Source organism: Streptomyces cinereoruber (assembly GCF_009299385.1).
Lineage (GTDB): Bacteria > Actinomycetota > Actinomycetes > Streptomycetales > Streptomycetaceae > Streptomyces > Streptomyces bikiniensis.
The window spans coordinates 3,226,492-3,248,590 of record NZ_CP023693.1; the positions used below are offsets into that span (position 1 = coordinate 3,226,492).

At 73.5% G+C, this 22,099-nt stretch carries 24 protein-coding genes and 1 tRNA gene; 5 read left to right on the forward strand and 20 right to left on the reverse strand.

Annotation, left to right across the window (positions count from 1 at the left end; translation table 11 throughout):
• Positions 1–9: 9 nt before the first annotated feature.
• From CP977_RS34060 to CP977_RS14270, 4 genes are all read right to left on the reverse strand, one after another.
• Positions 10–474: a GNAT family N-acetyltransferase gene (locus CP977_RS34060; protein WP_159057790.1), complete on the reverse strand. Its 465-nt coding sequence runs from the start codon at positions 472–474 to the stop codon at positions 10–12.
• A gap of 70 nt (positions 475–544) precedes the next feature.
• Positions 545–1,018, reverse strand: a complete 474-nt coding sequence (locus tag CP977_RS14260) for a DUF3618 domain-containing protein (protein WP_152370212.1) — start codon at positions 1,016–1,018, stop codon at positions 545–547.
• Complete coding sequence (locus CP977_RS14265) at positions 1,015–1,434, reverse strand: phage holin family protein (RefSeq protein WP_152370213.1); 420 nt, start codon at positions 1,432–1,434, stop codon at positions 1,015–1,017. The genes CP977_RS14260 and CP977_RS14265 overlap by 4 nt, the downstream gene beginning before the upstream one ends.
• 93 nt (positions 1,435–1,527) lie before the next feature.
• Positions 1,528–2,334: an SDR family NAD(P)-dependent oxidoreductase gene (locus CP977_RS14270; RefSeq protein WP_152370214.1), complete on the reverse strand. Its 807-nt coding sequence runs from the start codon at positions 2,332–2,334 to the stop codon at positions 1,528–1,530.
• A 96-nt stretch (positions 2,335–2,430) separates the two neighbouring features.
• On the opposite strand from CP977_RS14270, the gene CP977_RS14275 reads away from it, so the two are divergent.
• Positions 2,431–3,048 (forward strand): LysE family translocator, encoded by a 618-nt coding sequence (locus CP977_RS14275; RefSeq protein ID WP_062754806.1) that lies wholly within the window; start codon positions 2,431–2,433, stop codon positions 3,046–3,048.
• Positions 3,049–3,064: 16 nt separating this feature from the next.
• Here CP977_RS14275 and CP977_RS14280 read toward each other — a convergent pair whose 3' ends face one another.
• From CP977_RS14280 to CP977_RS14300, 5 genes are all read right to left on the reverse strand, one after another.
• Positions 3,065–3,589 (reverse strand): YbaK/EbsC family protein, encoded by a 525-nt coding sequence (locus CP977_RS14280; protein WP_062754804.1) that lies wholly within the window; start codon positions 3,587–3,589, stop codon positions 3,065–3,067.
• A gap of 38 nt (positions 3,590–3,627) precedes the next feature.
• Complete coding sequence (locus CP977_RS14285; RefSeq protein WP_152370215.1) at positions 3,628–4,863, reverse strand: serine hydrolase domain-containing protein; 1,236 nt, start codon at positions 4,861–4,863, stop codon at positions 3,628–3,630.
• Positions 4,864–4,948: 85 nt separating this feature from the next.
• A complete protein-coding gene (locus CP977_RS14290) occupies positions 4,949–5,695 on the reverse strand; it encodes an energy-coupling factor ABC transporter ATP-binding protein (protein WP_229991645.1) in 747 nt (248 codons plus the stop codon).
• Positions 5,692–6,456, reverse strand: coding sequence for a cobalt ECF transporter T component CbiQ (gene cbiQ / locus CP977_RS14295; RefSeq protein ID WP_062754798.1), 765 nt, complete (start codon positions 6,454–6,456; stop codon positions 5,692–5,694). The genes CP977_RS14290 and cbiQ overlap by 4 nt, the downstream gene beginning before the upstream one ends.
• A 1-nt stretch (position 6,457) precedes the next feature.
• Positions 6,458–7,528 (reverse strand): energy-coupling factor ABC transporter permease, encoded by a 1,071-nt coding sequence (locus tag CP977_RS14300; RefSeq protein ID WP_152370217.1) that lies wholly within the window; start codon positions 7,526–7,528, stop codon positions 6,458–6,460.
• A 144-nt stretch (positions 7,529–7,672) separates the two neighbouring features.
• Between CP977_RS14300 and CP977_RS14305 the strand changes: the two genes are divergently transcribed.
• Positions 7,673–8,065 carry an SsgA family sporulation/cell division regulator gene (locus CP977_RS14305; RefSeq protein ID WP_062754794.1) on the forward strand — a complete coding sequence of 131 codons (393 nt, stop codon included), beginning with the start codon at positions 7,673–7,675 and terminating at the stop codon, positions 8,063–8,065.
• A 71-nt stretch (positions 8,066–8,136) separates the two neighbouring features.
• Here CP977_RS14305 and CP977_RS14310 read toward each other — a convergent pair whose 3' ends face one another.
• Together CP977_RS14310 and CP977_RS14315 are read right to left on the reverse strand one after the other, a co-directional pair.
• Positions 8,137–10,335, reverse strand: coding sequence for an MMPL family transporter (locus CP977_RS14310; protein ID WP_062754792.1), 2,199 nt, complete (start codon positions 10,333–10,335; stop codon positions 8,137–8,139).
• A gap of 120 nt (positions 10,336–10,455) precedes the next feature.
• Positions 10,456–11,028: a TetR/AcrR family transcriptional regulator gene (locus tag CP977_RS14315; RefSeq protein WP_062754790.1), complete on the reverse strand. Its 573-nt coding sequence runs from the start codon at positions 11,026–11,028 to the stop codon at positions 10,456–10,458.
• 190 nt (positions 11,029–11,218) lie between these two features.
• Between CP977_RS14315 and CP977_RS14320 the strand changes: the two genes are divergently transcribed.
• Positions 11,219–14,521 carry a S41 family peptidase gene (locus CP977_RS14320; protein WP_062754788.1) on the forward strand — a complete coding sequence of 1,101 codons (3,303 nt, stop codon included), beginning with the start codon at positions 11,219–11,221 and terminating at the stop codon, positions 14,519–14,521.
• A 12-nt stretch (positions 14,522–14,533) separates the two neighbouring features.
• Here CP977_RS14320 and CP977_RS14325 read toward each other — a convergent pair whose 3' ends face one another.
• The 5 genes from CP977_RS14325 to CP977_RS14345 all read right to left on the reverse strand — a co-directional run bounded on the left by CP977_RS14325 (position 14,534) and on the right by CP977_RS14345 (position 18,856).
• Complete coding sequence (locus tag CP977_RS14325) at positions 14,534–15,028, reverse strand: GNAT family N-acetyltransferase (RefSeq protein ID WP_152370218.1); 495 nt, start codon at positions 15,026–15,028, stop codon at positions 14,534–14,536.
• 147 nt (positions 15,029–15,175) lie between these two features.
• Entirely contained in the window at positions 15,176–15,367 is a 192-nt protein-coding gene (locus tag CP977_RS14330; RefSeq protein WP_062754784.1) for a hypothetical protein, read from the reverse strand.
• 143 nt (positions 15,368–15,510) lie between these two features.
• Positions 15,511–16,392: an SDR family oxidoreductase gene (locus tag CP977_RS14335; protein WP_062754783.1), complete on the reverse strand. Its 882-nt coding sequence runs from the start codon at positions 16,390–16,392 to the stop codon at positions 15,511–15,513.
• Positions 16,389–17,303 carry an alpha/beta fold hydrolase gene (locus CP977_RS14340; protein WP_062757044.1) on the reverse strand — a complete coding sequence of 305 codons (915 nt, stop codon included), beginning with the start codon at positions 17,301–17,303 and terminating at the stop codon, positions 16,389–16,391. Before CP977_RS14340 ends, CP977_RS14335 begins: the two co-directional genes overlap by 4 nt.
• Before the next feature lie 23 nt (positions 17,304–17,326).
• Positions 17,327–18,856, reverse strand: coding sequence for a flavin-containing monooxygenase (locus tag CP977_RS14345; protein ID WP_152370219.1), 1,530 nt, complete (start codon positions 18,854–18,856; stop codon positions 17,327–17,329).
• 309 nt (positions 18,857–19,165) lie between these two features.
• Here CP977_RS14345 and CP977_RS14350 point away from each other — a divergent pair, with 309 nt between their 5' ends.
• On the forward strand, positions 19,166–19,786 hold the full coding sequence (locus CP977_RS14350; RefSeq protein ID WP_152371566.1) for a MerR family transcriptional regulator: 621 nt from the start codon (positions 19,166–19,168) through the stop codon (positions 19,784–19,786).
• Positions 19,787–19,796: 10 nt separating this feature from the next.
• On the opposite strand, the gene CP977_RS14355 is transcribed toward CP977_RS14350, so the two are convergent.
• Positions 19,797–20,600 (reverse strand): exodeoxyribonuclease III, encoded by an 804-nt coding sequence (locus tag CP977_RS14355; protein WP_109187195.1) that lies wholly within the window; start codon positions 20,598–20,600, stop codon positions 19,797–19,799.
• Positions 20,601–20,650: 50 nt separating this feature from the next.
• Here CP977_RS14355 and CP977_RS14360 point away from each other — a divergent pair, with 50 nt between their 5' ends.
• On the forward strand, positions 20,651–21,130 hold the full coding sequence (locus CP977_RS14360) for a GNAT family N-acetyltransferase (RefSeq protein WP_062754777.1): 480 nt from the start codon (positions 20,651–20,653) through the stop codon (positions 21,128–21,130).
• 13 nt (positions 21,131–21,143) lie between these two features.
• Here the strand turns inward: CP977_RS14360 and CP977_RS14365 are convergent, their stop codons facing one another.
• From CP977_RS14365 to CP977_RS14375, 3 genes are all read right to left on the reverse strand, one after another.
• Positions 21,144–21,362, reverse strand: coding sequence for a hypothetical protein (locus tag CP977_RS14365; RefSeq protein WP_152370220.1), 219 nt, complete (start codon positions 21,360–21,362; stop codon positions 21,144–21,146).
• 102 nt (positions 21,363–21,464) lie between these two features.
• Positions 21,465–21,538 (reverse strand) — tRNA-Ala (locus CP977_RS14370).
• Between the two features lie 61 nt (positions 21,539–21,599).
• Entirely contained in the window at positions 21,600–22,097 is a 498-nt protein-coding gene (locus tag CP977_RS14375) for a HEAT repeat domain-containing protein (protein ID WP_062754772.1), read from the reverse strand.
• Positions 22,098–22,099 lie beyond the last annotated feature (2 nt).

The window sequence follows — 22,099 nt, forward strand, 5'->3', positions numbered from 1 at the left end:
GGGCGGCCGTCAGGCCGCGTGGGCGCAGAGCGGGCCCGGGGCCGTCGTCGGGATGCGCATGCGGCGCAGGAGGTCGCGGGTGGCGCGGAGGGTGAGGGTGCTGTGCCAGGTGGTGCCCGGGTGGCGGGCGCGGAGGTGGGAGAGGGCCCGGGTGCCCAGGCCGCTGCCCCGGAAGCGCTCGTCCAGGGCGACGTCGGTGATGACGCCCCGGGCGCACCGGGCGCACATCCGGTAGTGGATCTCCCCGACGACCTGGCGGGCGTGGACCAGGAGCAGGCGCTCCTCGCCGGGGCCCGGGTCGTCCGGGACGTGCGTGGACAGGAACTCGACCGCCCCGTACGCCAGGAACCGGCGGCGCAGGCGGGTGGTGAGCCTGCCCGGTCGGGAGTGCCTGGCCGCGGGGCGGTCGGTCGGCGGGGTCAGGGCTGAGCCGAACATGGTGCTGCTGCCGGGGCGCGCATGGTGTCCGTTCATGGAACCCGTGTGCCCCGGCCCCGGGGAGGTATCCCCCCGGGGCCGGGGCACGCGTCAGTGCCGGTGTCGCTCAGCGGCGCCCGCGGTGGCCCCGGACGATCCGGCGCACGAGCAGGAAGCCGGCCAGGGCCGCGGTCGCGGCGACCAGCGGGGTCCTGTTGGCCTTCGCCTTCTGCGCGACCGCCTCGGCCTTCTCCAGGACCGGGTCGGGGGTCTTCTCCTTGACCAGGTCCGTGGCGGCCGCCGTCTTCTCCTTGACCTGCTCGGTCGCGACCGCCGCCTTCTCCTTGGCCTGCTCCGTGGCGACCGCCGTCTTCTCCTTGACCAGGTCGGCGGCCACCACCGCCTTCTCCTTGGCGCGTTCGGCCGCGACCGCCGCCTTCTCCCGTGCCGCGGCGACCTTCTCCTCGGCCTGCGCCTTGACGTCCGCCTTGGCCGCCAGCGCCTCCACCGTGCGCCCGAGTTCGTCGCGGGTGTGCTCGGCCTGCTCGCGCAGTTCCCCGAGGTCGTTCGCGGTCCTGCCGCCCTGCGTCCGGTGGTTCATCGGTGCGCCCTCTCCTTGATCTCGGCCACGTCGGCCCTGACGTTGTCGATGGTCTGCTCCGGGGTCGGCGCGCCGGCCTCCTCGATCCGCTTCTTCCCGGCCGCCGCCATGCCCGCCGCGCCCGCCGCGAGCAGGACCGCGACGATCAGGGCCGAGGCCCAGATCGGGAGGACCAGGGCGAGGGCCGCGATCACGGCGACGACGAGGGCCTGCGCGGCCAGGACGCCGACCAGGCCGGCGCCGCCGAACAGGCCGCCGCCCGCCCCGTACCGCTTGCCCTTCTGCGTCATCTCGGCGCGCGCGAGCCGCATTTCGTCGCGTACCAGCTCCGAGAGCTGCTGCGACGCCCGCGAGACGAGGTCGCCCACCGACGCGTCGGCGGCGCTGCCGTGGACCGGTCGTTGGATGGTGCTCATCGCGTCCTCTCTTCGTCCGTTCCCGCACTTCTCCTCTCCTGCGCCTGCTCGGTCGGAGCGTTTTCACACGGGCCCGTTCGCCCCCGGCGCCCCTCAGTCGCCCAGTACCTCCGCGAAGTGCCGGTTCACCGCGAGGAGTCCGCCGTCGACGCGGAGGACCGTGCCGGTGACCCAGGAGGCGTCCGGGGAGGCGAGGAAGGCGACGGCGGCGGCGATGTCCTCGGGGGTGCCGACGCGGCCCAGCGGGTAGACCCGCTCGGCGAGGGCCGCGAGGCCGGTCTCCTTGCCCTCCCACGCCCGGGTCGCGATCGTGCCCGGGTTGATCTGGTTGACCCGGACCCCGCGCGCCGCCGCGTCCCCCGCCAGGGTCCGGGTGAAGGAGGCGAGTCCGGCCTTGGCCGCGCTGTACGCGTGGTTGCCGAAGTCCGCCTCCGCGTTGACCGACCCGATCGTGACGATCGCCCCGCGCCCGCCCGCCGCCAGGTGCGGCAGCGCCGCCCGCGAGCAGCGCACCGCCCCCATGAACGTGACGTCGTGCTGGACGGCCCAGACCTCGTCCGGCTCCTCCTCGAAGCGGTCCCGGTCGGGGGCCACTGGCCCGAGCGCGTTGTTCACGAGGACGTCGAGGCCGCCGAAGGCCTCCACCGCGTACGCCACGGCCGCGTCCACCGACCCCTGGTCGGACACGTCGCAGCGTACGGCCTCCGCCCCCGGCACCTCCGCCGCCGTCGCCCGCGCCGCCTCCTCGTCCACGTCCGTGACGAGGACCCGCGCGCCCTCCGCCGCCAGGCGCCGCGCGGTCGCCGCGCCGATGCCGCGCGCCGCGCCCGTGATCAGTACTCCGTACCCGTCGAGTCGTGTCCCGAGGTCGATGCGTCCCGCATGCTCCGTGTGCTCCATGGGGTGATCACAGCATCGGCGGCGACGGCCGCGCCAGAGGACCGGGCAAGTGAAAGGGGTCGCCCGGCGCGCCCGTGATCACCTACTGTCGTGCCCATGGGTCAGCTCGTCGCCGTCGCGGTCATCACCGTCCTGGCCGTCATCAGCCCCGGCGCGGACTTCGCGATGACCGTCCGCAACAGCTATCTGTACGGGCGGACCGCCGGGGTCCTCGCCGCCGTCGGCATCGCCCTCGGCGTCCTCGTCCACGTCACGTACACCATGCTGGGCGTGGGACTGCTGCTCTCCAGGACCCCGGCGCTCTTCACCGCGATGAAGCTGATCGGCGCCGCCTACCTGGTGTACGTCGGCTACCGGACCTTCGTCACCAGGCCCCGGGCGGACATCGACCTGTCGGACGGGGGCGGGATGTCGAAGGCGGGGGCGCTGCGCACCGGCTTCCTGACGAACGCGCTCAACCCGAAGACCATGCTGTTCGTCCTGAGCACCTACACCCAGGTCGTCAGCGCCGACACCCCCGTCCTCCAGCAGGCCGGCTACGGCCTGTTCATGTCGCTCGCGCACCTGGTGTGGTTCTCGCTCGCCGCGCTGCTCTTCTCGCAGGAGAGCCTGCGCGCCCGGCTGCTGCGGCGGCAGACCGTGCTCAACAAGGCGATCGGCGCCGTGCTCGTCGGCCTCGGTGTCGTCCTCGCGCTGACGCCGTCGACGGCCTGACCGCCCGGGGTACGCATCAGGCCGTCGAGATCCGCTCCACGCGCGGCTCCGCGATCGCCCGGTAGTCCTCGGTGGAGAGGGCGAGCGAACGGTCCAGCCTGGCCGCGTTGAAGTAGAGCTCCGGGTGGACGAGAAGGTCCGGGTCCACGATCAGTTCGAGCCGCTCGTCGAAGGCGAAGGGCAGGATCGTGCCGCTCGGGGAGCCCGCGAGGTCCTCCGCGATCTCCGGGGAGGCGAAGGAGACGTACGTGCCGCCGTACAGCGCCTTCACCGCCGCCAGGTCGATCCGGCGGTCGCCGGGGACGACCGCCAGGACGAACCGCTTCTCCTTCTTGCCGATCTTGACCATCGCGATGATGCACTTGGCCGCCTGCGCGAGCGTGTTGCCCCGCAGCGCGCTGACCGCCTCGGTGGCGCCCTCGGGGGCGTGTTCGAGCACCCGGTGGGCGGCCCCGCGCTCTTCCAGCAGGGCGATCAGCTTCTCGTACGTGTCGGTCGTACCGGTCAGGGGTCCTTCGGTCCCCACGGCATCCGTGGTCATGCGGCCGCTCCTCGCTGTCTCGCGTCAACTCGCCTCTGTCACCTGCGGATCGACCCTACGCCCGCCACCGCCGCCACCGCACGCACGAGCGCCTGGGCGCGCGGGTCCGCCGTGACCGTCTTGCGCATGCCGTTGGTGACGTACCCGAAGGCGGTCCCGGAGTCGGGGTCCGCGAAGCCGAGGGAGCCGCCGCGGCCCGGGTGGCCGAAGGACGACGGGCCGAGGAGCGGCGAGGCCGGGCCGTGCAGCATGTGGCCGAGGCCGAAGCGGGTGCCGACGAGCAGCACGCGGTCCGGGCCCGCGGACTCCTCGGTACGGGCGAGGGCGAGCGTCTCCGGGGCGAAGAGGCGCTCGGCGCCGTCGACCGGGCCGAGGGTGGCGGCGTAGAAGCGGGAGAGGGCGCGGGCGGTGGCGACGCCGGCCGAGCCGGGGAGTTCGGCGGCCCGGTAGGCGGGGTCGTTCTCGTCGGGCTTCGGGTCGATGACGCCGAAGGCGCGGCGGGTGAGGGAGTCGGGGTCCCGGTAGGCCTCGGTGACCGCGCGCTTGGGGCGGAGCCTGAGCGCGCCGCTCCCGGGCGGTTCGACCTCCTCGACGGGGCCGATGCGGCCGACCCGGTGGGCCTCCGCGTCCGGGAGTCCGATCCACAGGTCGAGGCCGAGCGGGTCGGCGATCTCCTCCGCCACCCAGCGGCCGACGGTCCGGCCGGTGACGCGGTGGACGAGGCCGGAGAGCAGCCAGCTGAAGGTGTGGGCGTGGTAGCCGTGGGCGGTGCCGGGCTCCCAGACGGGGGCCTGGGCGGCGATCGCGGCCGTCGCCGTCGGCAGGTCGGCGGCTTCGGCGAGGGTGAGCGGCCGGTCGAGGACGGGGACGCCGGCCCGGTGCGCGAGGAGGTCCCGTACGGTCGCGCGGTCCTTGCCCGCCGCCTTGAACTCGGGCCAGTACGCGGCCACGGGGGCGTCCAGGTCGAGCAGGCCGCGCTGGTGGAGGAGCAGGGGGACGGCGGCGGCGACGCCCTTGGTGGCCGAGCGGACGACCTGGGCGGTGTCCTCGGTCCAGGGCGCCCCGCCACCGGCGCCGGCGCCGTCCGCGCCACCGCCACCCGCCTCTGCGGCCTCCCCGTCGCCGTCCTTCGCGCCCGCCCACAGGTCCACGACCCGCACGCCGTCGCGATGGACGGCGACGGCCGCCCCGCGCTCGCCGCGCTGTTCGAAGTTGCGCAGGAACGCGTCCCGGACGGGCTCCCAGCCCGCCGCCACCGTGCCCCGGACGTCCACGTTCCCGCTCCTCGCCTTGCCGTGCTCCGACCCCCCATGGTGCAACGCGGCACGTGGGGGGCCGATTCCGGGGCCTCGGAACGGCTCAGGCCACCGACTGAGGTACGAAGCCGAACGGCAGCTCCAGGCGGTGCCGGGCCATCAGCTCCCCGTCCGCGAGGAGCGCGCCGGTCGGCCCGTCGGCGGCGATGACGCCCTCGCTGAGGACCACCGCGCGCGGGCAGAGCTCCAGGGCGTACGGCAGGTCGTGGGTGACCATCAGGACGGTGACGTCCAGGGAGCGCAGGACGTCGGCGAGTTCGCGGCGCGAGGCCGGGTCCAGGTTGGAGGACGGCTCGTCGAGGACGAGGATCTCCGGCTCCGTGGCGAGGACCGTCGCCACGGCGACCCGGCGGCGCTGCCCGAAGGAGAGGTGGTGCGGGGGCCGGTCCGCGTACTCCGCCATCCCGACCCGCTCCAGGGCCCGCCGCACCACGGCGTCCAGTTCGGCGCCGCGCAGTCCGGCGGCGGCCGGGCCGAAGGCGACGTCCTCGCGGACGGTCGGCATGAAGAGCTGGTCGTCGGGGTCCTGGAAGACGATGCCGACCTTGCGGCGGATCTCGGCCATGTGCTTCCCGCCGACCGGGAGCCCGGCGACGGTGACGGTGCCCGCGCCGCCGGTGAGGATGCCGTTGAGGTGGAGGACGAGGGTGGTCTTGCCGGCGCCGTTGGGGCCGAGCAGGGCGACCCGCTCGCCGCGCCCGACGGTCAGGTCCACCCCGAAGAGGGCCTGGTGGCCGTCGGGGTAGGCGTACGCGAGGCCGCGGACGTCGAGGGAGGGCGGAGGGGTCATCGGAGGGTCCATCCCAGGAGGCAGATCAGGAGGGCGGTGAGCGGCAGCGCGGCGGCGTGCGCCCACTGGGCGCGGGTGGCGGTCGTCTCGTCCGGGACCGGCATGGTGCCGGTGTAGCCGCGGCTGACCATGGCCAGGTGGACCCGTTCCCCGCGCTCGTACGAGCGGATGAAGAGCGCGCCCGCGGACTTGGCGAGGACGCCCCAGTGGCGCACGCCCCGCGCCTCGAAGCCGCGCGAGCGACGGGCGACGGACATGCGGCGCATCTCGTCGGTGATGACGTCGCCGTACCGGATCATGAAGGAGGCGATCTGGACGAGGAGCGGCGGCAGCTTCAGGCGCTGGAGGCCGAGGAGCAGGGCGCGCAGTTCGGTGGTGGCGGCGAGGAGGACGGAGGCGGCGACGCCGAGGGTGCCCTTGGCGAGGACGTTCCAGGCTCCCCACAGGCCGGGGACGCTCAGCGAGATCCCGAGGACCTGCGTCTGCTCGCCGGGCACGACGAACGGCATGAGCAGCGCGAACGCGACGAACGGCACCTCGACGAGGAGCCGCCTCAGCAGGAAGCCGGCCGGGATCCGGGCCTTCGCCGCCACGGCCGTGAGGAGCGCGGCGTACGCGGCGAAGGCCCAGACGGCCTCGCGGGGCGTCGAGACGACGACCACGACGAAGCCGAGGGCGGCGACGATCTTGGTGTGCGGGGGCAGCCCGTGGACCGGCGAGTGCCCGTGCCGGTAGAGCTTGTGGGCGTGGCCCGCACCCATGTCAGGCGCTTTCCGGTGCGGCGGTGCGTCGGCGGCGGACGACCAGGAAGACGCCGGTGCCGGCGGCCAGGGTCGCGCCCACGCCGATGACGCCGGCCAGGCCGCCGGAGAGGCGCTCGGCGGCGATGCCCCGGACGCCGTAGTCGGCGAGCGGGGAGTCGGCGGTGGCGTGCTCGTACTCCTCGGCCTTGGCGTCGATGCCCTGGTCGGCGGCGACCTTCTCCAGGCCGTCGGGGCTGGCGGAGGCGTAGAAGGAGACGAAGCCGGCGAGGACGAGGGCGGTGACGACGCCGCCGATCCACAGCTTCCGGGGGGAGCCGGCGAAGGCCGGGGTGGCCGGGGTCGCGGGCGCGGCGTCGACCAGCTCGCCGCCCACCCGGAGCTTGAGCGGGGCGGTCAGGCCGCGCGCGCCGTACACCAGGTCGGGGCGGACGGCGAGGACCGCGCCGACGGTCAGCATGGTGATGACGGCCTCGCCGATGCCGATGAGGACGTGGACGCCGACCATCGCGGTGAGGACCTTGCCGAGGGGGACGTCGGTGGTGCCGCCGACCGCGTATACCAGGGTGAAGGCGGCGGCCGAGGCCGGTACGGAGACGAGCGCGGCGACGAAGGAGGCGAGGGTCACCGAGCGGCGGGTGCGCGGCAGGACCAGGACGAGGCCCCGGAAGAGCGCGTAGGCCGTGACGACGGTGACGACGCCCATGACGTCGATGTTCACGCCGAGGGCGGTGAGCCCGCCGTCCGCGAAGAGGACGCCCTGCATGAGCAGGACGACCGCGATGCACAGGACGCCGGTCCAGGGGCCGACGAGTATCGCGGCGAGCGCGCCGCCGAGGAGGTGTCCGCTGGTCCCGGCGGCGACCGGGAAGTTCAGCATCTGGACGGCGAAGACGAAGGCCGCGACGAGCCCGGCGAGCGGAGCCGTCCGCTCTCCCCCGTGGCCTTCGGCACGGGAGGCGCCCCCAAGCTCGCGGCGGGCCCCGCGCAGGCTGACGGCGACGGCGCCGGCGGCGACGACACCGGCGACGGCCGATACGGGGGCGTTGATGAATCCGTCAGGTACATGCACGTCGGCATGATGGGCGCTCCTGCGAAGGGCTTGCAAGAGCGCATGGGTCACATCATGGCCGCACCTTTCCCCGCATGAGCCGTGCGATCACGGGGAAGAAGTGCCACATTGGCTTATAGAAGGACAAAACGTCAGGAGCCACCGATGGCCACCGCCCCTGCCCCCGCCGTCGACGACCGTGCCAAGGGTCGGATCATCACCGACGCCCCGCTCTCCCGACCCGTCCCGGTGGCCCTGCGCTACGACCCCGGCTACTCCCCCGCGACCGTCCGGTTCGTCTTCCCCGGCGCCGTCGAGTGGTCCTTCCCGCGCGCCCTCCTGGAGACGGGTCTGCGGACCCCGACCCGGCGCGGCGACATCGGCGTCTGGCCGTGCGGCCGGGTGCAGACGGTGGTCGAGTTCCACACGGAGGAGGGGGTGGAGGTGGTCCAGTTCGACACGGCCGCCCTGCTCCGCTTCCTCCGCCACACGTACTCCTCCGGCCCCGCCGGGGCCTCCCGTACGGCGGGCACGCGAACGCCGTCGGCGCGTCGCTGAGACGACACGCCGACGGCGTCGGGGGTACTGCCGGAGGCCTCAAGGGCCGAAGGCGTCAGGAGCCGGAGGCGTCAGACCTTCACGAGGTCCGGCTTCTCCTCCGAGCCGGCCCCGTCGACGTGCTTGGCGAGGCCCTCGCCCTCCACGTCCACGTTCGGCAGGAGCCGGTCCAGCCACTTCGGCAGCCACCAGGCCTTGTGGCCGAGCAGCGCGAGGACGGCCGGGACGATCGCCATGCGGACCACGAAGGCGTCGAAGAGGACTGCGACGGCCAGGCCGAAGCCGATCATCTTGATCATCTGGTCGGTCATCCCGATGAAGCCGGAGAAGACCGCGATCATGATCACCGCGGCGGCGGTGACCACCCGGGCGCTGTGCCGGAAGCCGGTCACGATCGCCTCGCCGGGACGCTCGCCGTGGACGTACGCCTCCCGCATCCGGGTGACGAGGAAGACCTCGTAGTCCATCGCGAGGCCGAAGACGACGCCCACCATGAAGATCGGCATCATCGACATGATCGGGCCGGTCTGCTCGACCCCGAAGAGGCTGCCGAGCCAGCCCCACTGGAAGACCGCGACGACCGCGCCGAGGGCCGCGACCACCGAGAGCAGGAAGCCGAGGGCCGCCTTCAGGGGGACGAGGACCGAGCGGAAGACCAGGGTCAGCAGCAGGAAGGCGAGGCCGACGACGAGGGCCAGGTAGGGCACCAGGGCGTCGTTCATCTTCTGCGAGAAGTCGATGTTCATCGCGGTGGCGCCGGTGACGAGGACGTCGTCGCCGGTGGCGCCGCGGATGTCGTGGACCAGGTTCTCGGTGGCGACGGAGGACGGGCGGTCCTTCGGGACCACCGTGATCATCGCGGCGTCGCCGGCCTTGTTCGGGGTCGCCGGGGTGACGGCGGCCCAGCCTTCGAGCTTCTTGATCGCGGAGACGGTCTTGTCGGCGGTGGCCTTGTCGCCGTCCACGACGACGAGCAGCGGGCCGTTGAAGCCGGGGCCGAAGCCGTCGGACAGCATGTCGTACGCCCGGCGCTCGCTGGTGGAGACCGGCTTGGCGCCGTCGTCCGGCAGGCCCATCTCCAGGGAGGCGGCGGGCACGGCGATCGCGCCGAGGCCGAGGACGCCGACGAGGAGCACGAGCACGGGGCGGCGGATGACGAAGCGGGCCCAGCGGGTGCCGCCGTTCGGCTTGCCCTCCTTGGCCTCCTCGCCGGTGGCGGCGCCCTCGCCCGCACCGGCCTCCGCGCCCTTGCGCTGCTTGCGGCCCAGGACCTTGTCGCCGGCGAAGCCGAGCAGGGCCGGGATCAGGGTGAGCGCGATGAGGACGGCGATGACGACCGTGCCGGCGGCGGCGAAGCCCATCTTCGTCAGCATCGGGATGTTGACGACGGCCAGGCCGACGAGGGCGATGACGACGGTGAGTCCGGCGAAGACGACGGCGGAGCCGGCCGTGCCGGTCGCGCGGCCCGCGGCCTCCTCCTTGTCGCGGCCCTCGGCCAGCTCCGCGCGGTAGCGGGAGACGATGAAGAGGGCGTAGTCGATGCCGACCGCGAGGCCGATCATCATCGCGAGGGTGGAGGTGGTGGAGCCGAGGTCGAGGACGTTGGCGAGCGCCGTGATCGAGGAGACGCCGATGCCGACGCCGATGATCGCGGTGAGCAGCGGGAGTCCGGCGGCGACGAGCGAGCCGAAGGTGATGACGAGCACGATGCCGGCGATGACCACGCCGACGATCTCGCCCGCGCCGGTCTCGGGCATGGTCTGGAGGGCGTCGCCGCCGACCTCGACCGTCAGGCCCTTGCCCTGCGCCTGCTCGCCGGCCTGCTTCAGGGCCTCGCGCGTCCCGTCGGTCAGCTCCATGGCGTTGACCTTGTACGCCACGGAGACGTAGGCGGTGGAGCCGTTCTGGGAGACGGCCTGCGTGGTGTACGGGTCGGCGACCGAGACGATCTGGTCCGAGCCCGACTTGAGCGCGGCGACGGTCTCCTCGACGACGGCCTTGTGGGCCGGGTCGGTCACCTTCCGGCCCTCGGGGGCCTTGAAGACGATGCGGGCGGTGGCCCCGTCGGCCCCGGCGCCCGGGAACCGCTCTTCGAGCAGGTCGAAGGCGCGCTGGGCCTCGGTGCCGGGGATCGAGAAGGAGCTGGAGGTGGCGGCGGGCGCGGTCGCGGCGCCGACGCCGGCGAGCGCGAGGAGCGCCACCCAGAGGAGGGCGACGAGCCGTCGGCGCCGGAAGGCGGAACGACCGAGCTTGTACAGGAACGTGGCCACGGGGGCGTACTCCCGGTGTTGAGGGACAAGGGCATGGGGAGCCGGCCCGACGGCGTGAGCGGCGCGACGTCAGGTGGAGAGGGTGGTGCCGGGGCCTCCGGGGAGGCGGCCCCGTGGGGCTCAGACGCCGAGTGAGGGGAGCACGACGGCGTCGACGTAGACGCTGAGGAACGCGTGGTCGACCGGCTGATCCTCGATCAGCGGGCGGGCGACGAACGCGCCGATCAGCATGTGCGGGACGAGCTTCAGCGCCGGGTTCCCGGCGTCGACCTCGCCCCTGCGGACCGCCCGGCGCAGCACTTCCTCGAAGCCGTTCATCTCGGGTTCGATGAGGAGTTCGCGCAGCGCCCGGTGCAGGTCGGGGTTGTCGTGGACGGCATGGGCCAGACCCCGCATCAGCGCGGAGTCCTTCTCCATCTGGCAGTCGTCGGTCCGTTCGAGCATCTCCCGGAAGTCGCCGCGCAGCGATCCGGTGTCGATCTCGGAGAGGTCGGACGGCTTGTTGGCGCGCAGCGCCCGGGCGACCAGCTCGGGCTTGCTCCCCCACTGGCGGTAGAGGGTGGCCTTGCTGGAGTGGGTGCGGGCGGCGACGGCGTCCATGGTGAGGGCGTCGTAGCCGACCTCGCGGAGGAGGTCGAGCACGGCCGCGTACAGCTCGGACTCCCGCTCGGGGGTGAGCCTGCTGCGTGCCATGCCGTGTCTCCTGCCCAGCGGATCGACAGAGTGCGAACGAAACCGTTTCGTACAGTACGACGGTACCCCCGCCTCCAGCGAAACGAAACCGTTTCGTACGTGTTCTGAGCCACACCCGGACCACGTACCCGAAGACGCCCGCAAACACGTACGAGTTGCCACGCCCCCTCCGCGCGGAAAGCATGGGGAGGTGAGTGACGACGTCGCGTATCTCCGCTTTCCGCACCTCCACGACGACCTGCTGTGCTTCGCCGCCGAGGACGACCTCTGGGTCGCCCCCCTCCCGGCCGAAGGGGAGCACCCCGGCCGGGCCTGGCGGCTCACCGTCGACCGGACCCGGGTCGGGCACCCGCGCTTCTCGCCGGACGGACGCCACATCGCGTACACGAACTGGCGCAGCCTCGACCCCGAGATCCACCTCGTGCCGGTCGGCGGCGGGGCCGCCCGGCGGCTGACCTACTGGGGCTCCACCGACACCCGGGTCTGCGGCTGGACGCCCCCCGACAAGGACGGCCGCTCCGACATCCTGGCCGTCTCCTCGCACGGTCAGCCCTTCTCGTACTACTCCTGGGCCTACACCGTGCCCACCGACGGCACCCCGGGCCGCCGGCTGCCCTGGGGGCCGGTCTCCGACATCACCGTCACCGACGACATCACCGCCCCCGGCCACGACGGCGAGCGGTGCACGCTCCTGCTCACCGGCAAGCCGCCGCACGAGCCCGCCGCCTGGAAGCGGTACCTGGGCGGCGCCACCGGCCGGCTCTGGCTGCACGGCACGCGGCTGCTGGCCGACCTCGGCGGGCACCTGGACTGCCCGATGGCCGTGGGGGGCCGGATCGCGTTCCTCTCCGACCACGAGGGCGTCGGCAACCTGTACTCCTGCCGGCCCGACGGCACCGACCTGCGCCGCCACACCGACCACGACGACTTCTACGCCCGGCACGCCTCCAGCGACGGGCGGCGGGTCGTCTACCAGTGCGCGGGCGAGCTGTGGATCGTGGACGCCCTCACCCCCGACTCGCGCCCCCGCCGCCTCGCAGTGCGGCTCGGCGGCCAGCGGGTCGGCCGGCGGTGCTACCAGGTGCCCGCCGCCCACCACATCGACTCCCTCTCCGTGGACGAGACCGGCCGGGCCAGCGCCGTCTCCGTCCGGGGCAGCCTGTACTGGCTGACGCACCGCGACGGCCCGGCCCGCACGATCATCGACTCCCCCGGCGTCCGGGTCCGGCTGCCCGAGATGCTCGGCAGCGGCGGCCAGGTCGCCTACGTCACCGACGCCGACGGCGAGGACGCCGTCGAGGTCGCCCACCTGCCGCGCGCCAGCGGCGACCGGCCGCCGCGCCGGCTCGCCTCCGGGGACCTCGGGCGGATCGAGGAGCTGGTCTCCGACCCGGACGGCGAGCGGCTCGCCCTCGCCTCCCACGACGGCCGGCTCCTCCTCCTCGACGCGACCGAGGAGTCCAACGGCGAGGTCACCGAGCTGATCAGGTCCGTCAACGGGCCCGTCCGCGACCTCGCCTTCTCCCCCGACGGCGACTGGCTGACCTGGTCCCACCCCGGCATCGGCCGCTCCCTGCGCTCGATCAAGATGGCCCGGATCTCCGGCCCCGGCGCCCGCACGGTCGTGGACGTCACCAACGGGCGCTTCGAGGACGAGAACCCGGTCTTCACCCGGGACGGGCGCTACCTCGCCTTCCTCTCCTGGCGCGGCTTCGACCCGGTGTACGACGTGCACACCGGCGACCTGTCGTTCCCGCTGGGCTGCCGCCCCTACCTCGTACCGCTCTCCTCCGCGACCCCGTCCCCGTTCGCGCTGCTCCCGGACGGGCGCCCGGCGGCCGGCGGCCTGGACCCGGCCGACGACGACACGGCCCCGGCCGAGGGCACGGTGACGGTGGAGATCGAGGGCCTGGCCGAGCGGGTCACGCCGTTCCCGGTGGCCGCCTCCAAGTATTCCGCGCTGCACCCGGTCAGCGGCGGCGGCCTGGTCTGGCTGCGCTGGCCCATCTCGGGCGCGCTCGGCGAGACCTTCGCCAACCCGGCCGACACCTCGGGCCGCCCCACCCTGGAGCACTTCTCCATCACCAAGGCCCGCAAGAGCGAACTCGCCTCCGACCTGGACTGGTTCGCGGTCAGCGGCGACGGCACCCGACTGGTCGTCGCGGACGAGGGCGAGCTGCGGGCGGTGCCCGCGACCGAGGCCGGGGACGGCGACTCGACCGTCTACCTGGACCTGCGGCGCATCCTGCACGAGGTCGACCCGGGCGCCGAGTGGCGGCAGGCCTTCGACGAGGCCGGGCGGATCGTCCGCGCCTACTTCTGGGAGCCCGGCATGGGCGGGGTGGACTGGACGGCGGTCCTCGACCAGTACCGGCCGCTGGTCGAACGGGTCGCGTCCCCCGACGAGTTCGCCGACCTGCTGCGCGAGGTCATGGGCGAGCTGGGCACCTCGCACGCGTACGTCACCCCGGCCCGCCGCAACGAGGGCCCGCCGCACTACCAGCGGCCCATGGGCCTGCTCGGCGCCAACCTCGTGCCCCGCGAGGCCGGCTGGACGGTGAAGCGGATCCTGCCCGGCGAGTCCTCCGACTCCAAGGCCCGCTCCCCGCTGGCCGGTACGGGCATCCGCGAGGGCGCCGTCCTCACCCACGTCGACGGGCGGCCCGTGGACCCGGTCACCGGCCCGTACCCGCTGCTCTCCGGCACCGGCGGCACCACCGTCGAGCTGACCTTCACCCCCGCCGAGGGCGAGGGGCGCGCCCGGCGCGTCGCCGTCGTCCCGCTCGTGGACGAGCGCCCGCTGCGCTACCAGGACTGGGTCGCCAAGCGCCGGACCGTGGTCCGCGAGCTGAGCGGCGGGCGCTGCGGCTACCTCCACATCCCCGACCTGGGCGGCTCCGGCTGGGCCCAGTTCAACCGCGACCTGCGCATGGAGGTCTCCCGGCCGGCCCTCATCGTGGACGTGCGCGGCAACGCGGGCGGCAACATCAGCGAGCTGGTCATCGAGAAGCTGACCCGCCGGATCCTCGGCTGGGACCTCACGCGCAACGCCCAGCCCGTCAGCTACGCCTCCAACGCGCCGCGCGGCCCCGTCGTCGCCCTCGCCGACGAGGCCACCTCCTCCGACGGCGACATGATCACCGCCGCGTTCAAGCTGCTCGGCCTCGGGCCGGTCGTCGGGCAGCGCACCTGGGGCGGGGTCGTCGGCATGACCGGCCGCCACCGGCTCGGGGACGGCACGCAGATCACGGTGCCGATGAACGCGGCCTGGTTCCCCGAGTACGGCTGGTCCCTGGAGAACCACGGCGTCGAGCCCGACCTCGCGGTCCTGCGCACCCCCCTGGACTGGGCGGAGGGCCGCCACGCCCAGCTGGACGACGCGGTCCACGTCGCCCTCGCGCTCCTCGCGGAGACCCCGGCGGCGAGCCCCCCGGCGTACGAGGACCTGCCGGACCGCTCCCGGCCGAAGCTGCCGCCGAGGCCGGAGGGGTAGGCCCCGGAACCCCTACCCGGCCCCGTACGCCAGATCCAGCTCGTACGAGGTGCCCGGCCGGCCGTCCAGCACCACGCTGCCGACCGCGCCGAACCCGATCCGCCCGAGCACGGCCCTCGACCCCGGGTTGTCGAGGGTCGTGACGGCGGTCAGCCGGCTCAGCCCGTACTCCTCGCGGGCCAGCCGGCACACCTCCCGCACCCCGGCCGTCGCCGTCCCGCGCCCGGCGGCCCGCTCGGCGACCCGGTAGCCCAGCTCGGCGCTCCCGTCGGCGACGTCGACCAGGTTGAACCGCCCGAGGACCTCCCCGCCCTCCCCCACGAGCACGTGGAGGTGGACCGTCCCGGCCTCCTGCTCGTCGAGCAGCGCCCGGTGCCGCTCCTCGAACCCGGCGAAGTACGCGTCGCCCCGGTCGGGCACGGACGCGGCGAAGTAGGCCCGGTTCTCCCGCTCGAAGACGAGCAGGGCGGGGGCGTGGTCGGGTCGGAGTCGTTCGAGTGCGGCCATGGGCGCCACCGTACGGAGAACCGGGGCGCGGGACGAGCGGTTTCGCTCCGGACCACGGGCGCGCGTGGAGGGGGCGGCCCTCGCGGGCGAACGCGCGGAAGGGCGCACCCGGCGTGCCGGGTGCGCCCTTCGCGTGGAACAGCCGGGTCAGGCCTGGCGGTTACGGGCCCGGTCCGCGCGGTCCTGGACCTGCTGGCGGGCGTCGCGGGCCTCGTCACCGGAGCGCTCGCGGCCCTGGGAGGCGCGCTCGGACGCCTCGTCCCTGGCCTTGCCCATGGCCTCGTTGGCCTGGTTCTTGAGCTGCTCGGCCTTGCCCTTGAACTGGTCCTTCATACCCATCGAAGTTCTCCTAGCGAGGTGGGGGACGTCGTGTCCCCGGCCTCGATCAGCCTCGCACGGGCGGACATTCCACGCATTTCGATCAGTCACGGACCGTGAACCCCGGGCCCCGCCCAGGCCTTCTCCGCCCGGACCCTCTCCGTTCAGACCTTCTCCGTCCGCTCCTGCTCGTCGGCCGCGCCGCCCGCCCCCACGAGCCCCTTCGAGACCGAGCCGAGGCGCGGCTCGAAGCGCTTCATCTCGCGCTGCCCCACGGTCGCGATCACGCCGGGCAGGTAGCCGCGGATCGACTGCATCCCGCGCAGCCACCACTGGGCGTAGACGTGCGGCGAGCGCCGCTCGATGCCCGCGACGATCCGGTCGACGGCCGGGCCGAGGGGGTACGTGCGGTTCGACGGCCACGGCAACCGCTGGCGCAGCTCCCGCATGACGTCGTCCTGGTCGGCGCCGCGCACCATGTCCGTGTCGGTCCAGGAGAGGTAGCCGACGCCGACCTTCACGCCCTTGTACGCGACCTCGGCGCGCAGGCTGTGCGCGAAGGCCTCGACGCCCGACTTGGAGGCGCAGTACGCCGTCATCATCGGGGCCGGGGTGATCGCGGCGAGCGAGGCGATCTGGAGGAAGTACCCGCGGGACTCCATGAGGACGGGCAGGAACGCCCGGGCGGTCACGGCGCCGCCGATCAGGTTGACCTCGATGACCCGCCGCCAGGAGACCGGGTCGGAGTCCACGAACGGGCCGCCGGACGCGACACCGGCGTTGGCGACGACGATGTCGACCTTCCCGAACCGCTCCTTCACCTCGGCCGCGACCCGGGCCATCGCCTCGTGGTCGGTGACGTCGGCGTGCCACCAGTCGGCCTCCGTGTGGAGCCGGCCCGCGACCTCCTTGAGCTGCTCGGGCTCCAGGCCGACGAGCGCGATCTTCGCGCCGCGCGCGGAGAGCTTGCGGGCGAGGAGTTCGCCGACGCCGCGGGCCCCTCCGGTGACGACCGCGACCTGTCCTTCGAGACCGACCCTGCTCATGCGTCCTCCTTGGCGTTCACGGTGGTGGTGTCCTTCACGCCCAGGTACGTGAGGGTCAGTTCGCGGATCTGCGCGGTGACGGCCTCGGGGGCCTCCACCGGGGTCATGTGTCCCATGCCGGTCAGCTCGACCAGGCCCGTGCAGTGCGGCAGCGCCTCGGCCATCGCGCGGGAGTGGGCGGCCGGGGTGAGCCGGTCGGCGGTGCCGACGAGCACGGCGACCGGCAGCCGCAGCGCCCGCACGCCCCGTTCGAGGTCGAGCCCGGCGAGGACCTGCGACCAGCCGTGGCGCGGGCCGCGCGGGCAGGCGTGCACGATCCGGGCGCAGGCGTCGACCTTCTCGGGCGCCGAACCGGGGCCCATCGTCGCGTACTTGAGGATCTTCTTCGAGACGGCGTTGACCGGCCCGAGCGGCGCCTTGGAGCCGAGGACGGCCGCGGTGAGGCGGGTGCGCAGGCCGCCGGGCCCCAGCGGTACGACGGTGGCCTCGGCGGTCAGCCGGGAGGGGCCGGTGGAGCAGAGCAGGACGGCGGCGGCGTGGTCGCGCAGGCCGTGGCGCTCGGCGGCGGCCATGATCGTCATGCCGCCCATGGAGTGGCCGGCGAGGACGGCCCGCTCACCGGTGGCGAGGGTGGCGGAGAGCACCGCCTCCAGGTCGTCGGCGAGCGCGGTGGTCGAGTAGCCGCCGGGGCCGGGGTCGGGCGAACGCCCGTGGCCGCGCTGGTCGTAGGCGATGACCCGGTGGTCGGTGGCGAGGGCCCGGATCTGCTCGGCCCAGAAGGCGACGGAGCAGGTCCAGCCGTGGGCCAGGACGACGGCGGGGGCGCCCTCGGGGCCGTACACCTCGACGTGGATGCGGGAGCCGTCGGTGGAGGTGACGGTGAGTTCGCGGGCCCCGGGGAGCGGGGTCAGGTGCCGGTTCGCGGTGCGGTCGCTCACTTGGCGGCCTCCTTCTTCGTGCGGGAGGGGCGGGACGCGGCGGCGGGGGCGGTCCTGGGCGCGCGGATCACCTCGTACTCGGAGAGGTCGACCTGCCGGGTCTCGCGCCGGAACTCGCCGGTGGTGCCGGGCCAGAGGGTGGTGTTGCGGCCGTTGGCGTCGAGGTACCAGCTCTCGCAGCCGCCGGACTTCCAGACGGTCCGCTCCATCCGGGCCTGCACCTTGCGGTTCCAGGCGTTCACGGCGGAGGGCCGGGCGGCGAGGGCGGTGCGGCCGCCGAGGACGTTGAGCTGGCGCAGGTAGTCGGCCATGTAGTTCAGCTGGGACTCGATCATCAGGATCATCGAGGAGTTCCCGAGGCCGGTGTTGGGGCCGATGATCGTCATCCAGTTGGGGAAGCCGGCGGCGGTGGCGCCGCGCAGCGACTCCATGCCGTCCTTCCAGACGTCGGCGAGCGAGCGCCCGTCGGCCCCGATGACGCGCGGGGCGATCGGCATGTCGGTGACGTGGAAGCCGGTGCCGAAGACGATCGCGTCGACCTCGGTCTCGCTGCCGTCGGCGCCGACCAGGGTCGAGCCGCGGACCTCGCGCAGACCGGAGGCGACGACGTCGACGTTGGGCTGCGCGACCGCCGGGTAGTACGTGTTCGACAGCAGGATGCGCTTGCAGCCGATGCGGTACGAGGGGGTCAGCTTGGCCCGCAGCGCCGGGTCCTTGACCGCCCGGGCGATGTTGGCCCTGGCGAGCTTCTCGACCAGGCCCAGCTCGCCGGGGTGCTTGGTGAAGGCGCCGACCTGGAGCTCGCGGATGCCCCAGAGCAGGCCGCGGCGGAGGGTCGCGGTGAAGGGCAGGGCGCGGTGCAGCCGGCGCTCGGCGCCGGTGATGTTCCGGTCCATGCGGGGCATGACCCACGGGGGCGTGCGCTGGAAGAGCGTGAGCCTGCGGACCTGCGGCTGGATCGCGGGCACGATCTGGATGGCGGAGGCGCCGGTGCCGATCATGGCGACGCGCTTGCCGGTGAGGTCGTAGTCGTGGTCCCAGCGGGCCGAGTGGAAGACCTTGCCGGGGAAGTCGGAGAGCCCCGGGATGTCGGGGATCTTGGGGTCGGAGAGCGGGCCGGTCGCGGAGACGACGACCTCGGCGCTGAAGGACCCGGAGTTGGTCTCGATCTCCCACCTCAAGGCGTCGGCGTCCCACTCCATCCGCAGCACCTCGTGGTTCAGGCGCAGGTGCGGCCGGATGCCGAAGGTGTCGGTGACGTGCTCCAGGTACGCGCGGATGTGGCGTTGTCCGGAGAAGGTGCGGGGCCAGTCCGGGTTGGGCGCGAAGGAGAAGGAGTAGAGGTGGGAGGGGACGTCGCAGGCGCAGCCGGGGTAGCTGTTGTCGCGCCAGGTGCCGCCGACGGAGTCGGCCCGCTCCAGGACCACGAAGTCGGTGATCCCCTCGCGGCGCAGCCGGACGGCGGCCCCGAGGCCCCCGAATCCCGATCCGATCACCGCCACCCGTGCGTGCTCGTGCTTCGCCATGCCGCCTCCCGTGCGCCCGGCCCGATTCCGCCAGCAATCACTGGCATGGTGGGGACTGTAGAGCAGCTCCCTACCGAGCGGTAGGGGTACGACGAGGGAAAGTTACCGGCGGTACAACATAGGCTGGCGGACGTGGCAGAAGGATCGGGTCCCGGAACGGGCGAACACGGGGGGCCGGGCGCGGGCGGCGCTCCGGCGGGCACGGGCGCCGGTGCGGCGGGCTCGGGGGCATCGGCGGGTGCACCGGCGGACACGGGCACGGGCCCGTCGGCGGGCGCACCGGCCGACGGGGGCGTGCGCGAGTACCGCATGGAGGAGCTGGCCGCGGCGGCCGGCATCACCGTGCGCACCCTGCGCTTCTACCGCGAGCGCGGCCTGATCCCGCCACCCCGCCGCGAGGGCCGGATCGCCTGGTACGACGAGCAGCACCTGGCCCGGCTGCGGACGATCGCCGCCCTCCTGGAGCGCGGCCACACCCTCAACGGCATCGCCGACCTCACCACCGCCTTCGAGAGCGGCCGGAACGTCCGCGAGGTCCTCGCCATCGACGTCCCCAGCGAGGAGGAGCCGGTCCGGCTCACCCCCGAGGAACTGGCGGACCACTTCGCGAGCGAGGTCACGCCCGAGAACCTGGCCGCCGCCCTCGACCTCGGCTACCTCGTCACCGACGGCGAGGAGATCGTCCACATCAGCCGCCGGCTCCTGGACGTCTCCGCCGCGCTCGTCCGCGAGGGCGTGCCGCTCGCGGAGGTCCTCAAGGCGGGGGCGAGGGTCCGCGAGCACGCCGAGGCGCTCGCGGAGCTGTTCACCGAGCTGCTCCGCTCCCACGCGGCCGAGGAGGACCTGTGGCGGCTGCGCCCGCTCGCGAAGAGCGTGGTGGAGGCGGAGCTGTCGATGGCCCTGGACCGCCGCCTGCGCGACAGCCCCTGAGACCTCCGGCCTACAGGTCGTAGACCGCGGTGACGGGCGCGTGGTCGCTCCACCGCTCGTCGTGGGTGGCGGCCCGCTCGACGTACGCCTTCACGGCCCTGGCGGCGAGCCCCGGCGTGGCGATCTGGTAGTCGATGCGCCAGCCGCTGTCGTTGTCGAAGGCGCGCCCGCGGTAGGACCACCAGGAGTAGGGGCCCTCCTGGTCGGGGTGGAGCTCGCGGACGACGTCCACGTACCCGCCGTCGTCCCCGTCGAGGACCCGGCTCAGCCACTCCCTCTCGTCGGGCAGGAAGCCGGCCTTCTTCTGGTTGGCCTTCCAGTTCTTGAGGTCGGCCTCGCGGTGGGCGATGTTCCAGTCGCCGCAGACGACGACCTCGCGCCCCTCGGCGGCGGCCCGGGCCCGGAGGTCCTTCAGGTACGGCAGGAACTCGCCCATGAAGCGGTACTTCTCGTCCTGGCGCTCGGTGCCGACCTCACCGGAGGGCAGGTAGAGGCTGGCGACGGTCACGCCGGGCAGGTCGGCCTCGACGTACCGGCCGCTGTCGGCGAACTCCAGGCACCCGAAGCCGACCCGGACCGCGTCCGGCTCGCGCCGGGTGTAGAGGGAGACGCCGGCCCGCCCCTTGGCGGTGGCGGGGGCGTGCACGGCGAACCAGCCCTCGGGCGCCCGCACCTCCGGCGGCAGCTGGGCCTCCTCGGCGCGCACCTCCTGGAGGCAGAGGACGTCGGCGGAGGTCCCGGCCAGCCACTCGACGAAGCCCTTCTTGGCGGCGGCGCGGAGTCCATTGACGTTAGCTGTCGTGACAGTGAGCATCCCGGGAGAATACCGACACCCGCCACCCGCACACACGTACGATGAAACGCATGAACATCCGTCCCACCCCCTATGACCACCCCGACGCCGTCAAACTCAACGACGAGGTCCAGGCGGAGTACGCCGTCCGCTACGGCGACGAGGGCGACGTCACACCGCTGGACGCCGGGATGTTCGTCCCGCCCCGCGGCCTCTACCTGCTCGCGTACCACCCGGAGGGCCACCCCCTCGCCACCGGCGGCTGGCGCACGCAGGACGCGAACGACCAGGGGTACGCGGACGGCGACGCCGAACTCAAGCGCATGTACGTGATCCCCGAGGCTCGCGGCCTGGGCCTGGCCCGCCGCATCCTGGCGGCCCTGGAGGCCGACGCCCGCGCCGCCGGCCGCACCCGCATGGTCCTGGAGACGGGCACCGCCCAGCCGGAGGCCATCGCCCTCTACACCTCCAGCGGCTACGCCCCGTGCGTCAAGTTCGGCCACTACCGGGACTACGAGAACAGCCGCTGCTACGCGAAGCCCCTGGCCTGACGCGCCGGGCCCGTCAGCCGCCGCCCCCGCCCGCGGTGCGGCGGCGACGGTAGGCCCGCGCGGTGCCGAGTCCGATGAGGACGCTGGGGAGGACGACGAGGACCCCGTTGACGGTCGGGTCCTGATCGGCGATCAGGAGATCCGCCAGGGAGGACAGGGCGAAGACGCCGGCACCCGTCACCACCAGGAACAGCGCGAGCTCGTTCCACCGGTCCTTCGAGCTGTGGGTCACGCTCCGCATAGTGCCCCGGCCCGGCCCGGGGCTCCGCGTCGCCTCGCCGGAAAAGCGGGAATCCCGCCCGATCTTCCGATCGGACGGGATTCCGTTTGTCTGTGGACCTGTGGGGATTTGAACCCCAGACCCCCTCGATGCGAACGAGGTGCGCTACCAGACTGCGCCACAGGCCCTTGCGACGTGTGAAACATTAGCACCCCGATCGGCGAGAACAAAAATCGCTTCCGCCGCAGGTCAGCCGAGGGCGTCGGGGACGGCTCCCCGGATCAGCTCGTGCCGGTACCGCCACCTGATCTCGGTCAGGGCGTCCTCCGCCTCCCGGCGGATGTCGGGGTGGGGATGGTCGAGGAACCGCTTGGCGAGCGGTATCGCCGCCTTGTCGTACGTGGAGCCGAGGGCCGACAGGACGTAGGCGAGGAGCGGGGGGTCGAAGCGGTCCGCCGCGTCGGCGAGCGGTTCCACCAGCGGGAGGGGGAGCGTGTAGCGCGTGCCCGCCGTACTGATCGCGTGCAGGGCGGCTTCCACGACGCCCCTGTCCTCGTCGTCGGACAGGGCGATCCGGGCCATGCGTCCGACGATCCGTTCGGTGTCCTCCTGCGTCAGCGGGGCCGGTTCCAGGAGGTCGCTGATCTCGTCCAGGCGGAAGTCCCGGTGCGGCGTGGCCGGGTCGTCGAATTCCCTCCAGGCCTTCTCGATCCGGGCCGTGAGGCGCGCGTATCCGTCCATGTCCATGG

What these genes read in the sequence shown, in the direction of transcription:
- CP977_RS34060 (WP_159057790.1), bottom strand. Translation starts at nt 474, where the DNA reads ATGAACGGACACCATGCGCGCCCCGGCAGCAGCACCATGTTCGGCTCA.
- CP977_RS14260 (WP_152370212.1), bottom strand. Translation starts at nt 1,018, where the DNA reads ATGAACCACCGGACGCAGGGCGGCAGGACCGCGAACGACCTCGGGGAA.
- CP977_RS14265 (WP_152370213.1), bottom strand. Translation starts at nt 1,434, where the DNA reads ATGAGCACCATCCAACGACCGGTCCACGGCAGCGCCGCCGACGCGTCG.
- CP977_RS14270 (WP_152370214.1), bottom strand. Translation starts at nt 2,334, where the DNA reads ATGGAGCACACGGAGCATGCGGGACGCATCGACCTCGGGACACGACTC.
- CP977_RS14275 (WP_062754806.1), top strand. Translation starts at nt 2,431, where the DNA reads ATGGGTCAGCTCGTCGCCGTCGCGGTCATCACCGTCCTGGCCGTCATC.
- CP977_RS14280 (WP_062754804.1), bottom strand. Translation starts at nt 3,589, where the DNA reads ATGACCACGGATGCCGTGGGGACCGAAGGACCCCTGACCGGTACGACC.
- CP977_RS14290 (WP_229991645.1), bottom strand. Translation starts at nt 5,695, where the DNA reads ATGACCCCTCCGCCCTCCCTCGACGTCCGCGGCCTCGCGTACGCCTAC.
- cbiQ (WP_062754798.1), bottom strand. Translation starts at nt 6,456, where the DNA reads ATGGGTGCGGGCCACGCCCACAAGCTCTACCGGCACGGGCACTCGCCG.
- CP977_RS14305 (WP_062754794.1), top strand. Translation starts at nt 7,673, where the DNA reads ATGGCCACCGCCCCTGCCCCCGCCGTCGACGACCGTGCCAAGGGTCGG.
- CP977_RS14315 (WP_062754790.1), bottom strand. Translation starts at nt 11,028, where the DNA reads ATGGCACGCAGCAGGCTCACCCCCGAGCGGGAGTCCGAGCTGTACGCG.
- CP977_RS14325 (WP_152370218.1), bottom strand. Translation starts at nt 15,028, where the DNA reads ATGGCCGCACTCGAACGACTCCGACCCGACCACGCCCCCGCCCTGCTC.
- CP977_RS14330 (WP_062754784.1), bottom strand. Translation starts at nt 15,367, where the DNA reads ATGGGTATGAAGGACCAGTTCAAGGGCAAGGCCGAGCAGCTCAAGAAC.
- CP977_RS14335 (WP_062754783.1), bottom strand. Translation starts at nt 16,392, where the DNA reads ATGAGCAGGGTCGGTCTCGAAGGACAGGTCGCGGTCGTCACCGGAGGG.
- CP977_RS14345 (WP_152370219.1), bottom strand. Translation starts at nt 18,856, where the DNA reads ATGGCGAAGCACGAGCACGCACGGGTGGCGGTGATCGGATCGGGATTC.
- CP977_RS14350 (WP_152371566.1), top strand. Translation starts at nt 19,166, where the DNA reads ATGGAGGAGCTGGCCGCGGCGGCCGGCATCACCGTGCGCACCCTGCGC.
- CP977_RS14355 (WP_109187195.1), bottom strand. Translation starts at nt 20,600, where the DNA reads ATGCTCACTGTCACGACAGCTAACGTCAATGGACTCCGCGCCGCCGCC.
- CP977_RS14360 (WP_062754777.1), top strand. Translation starts at nt 20,651, where the DNA reads ATGAACATCCGTCCCACCCCCTATGACCACCCCGACGCCGTCAAACTC.
- CP977_RS14375 (WP_062754772.1), bottom strand. Translation starts at nt 22,097, where the DNA reads ATGGACATGGACGGATACGCGCGCCTCACGGCCCGGATCGAGAAGGCC.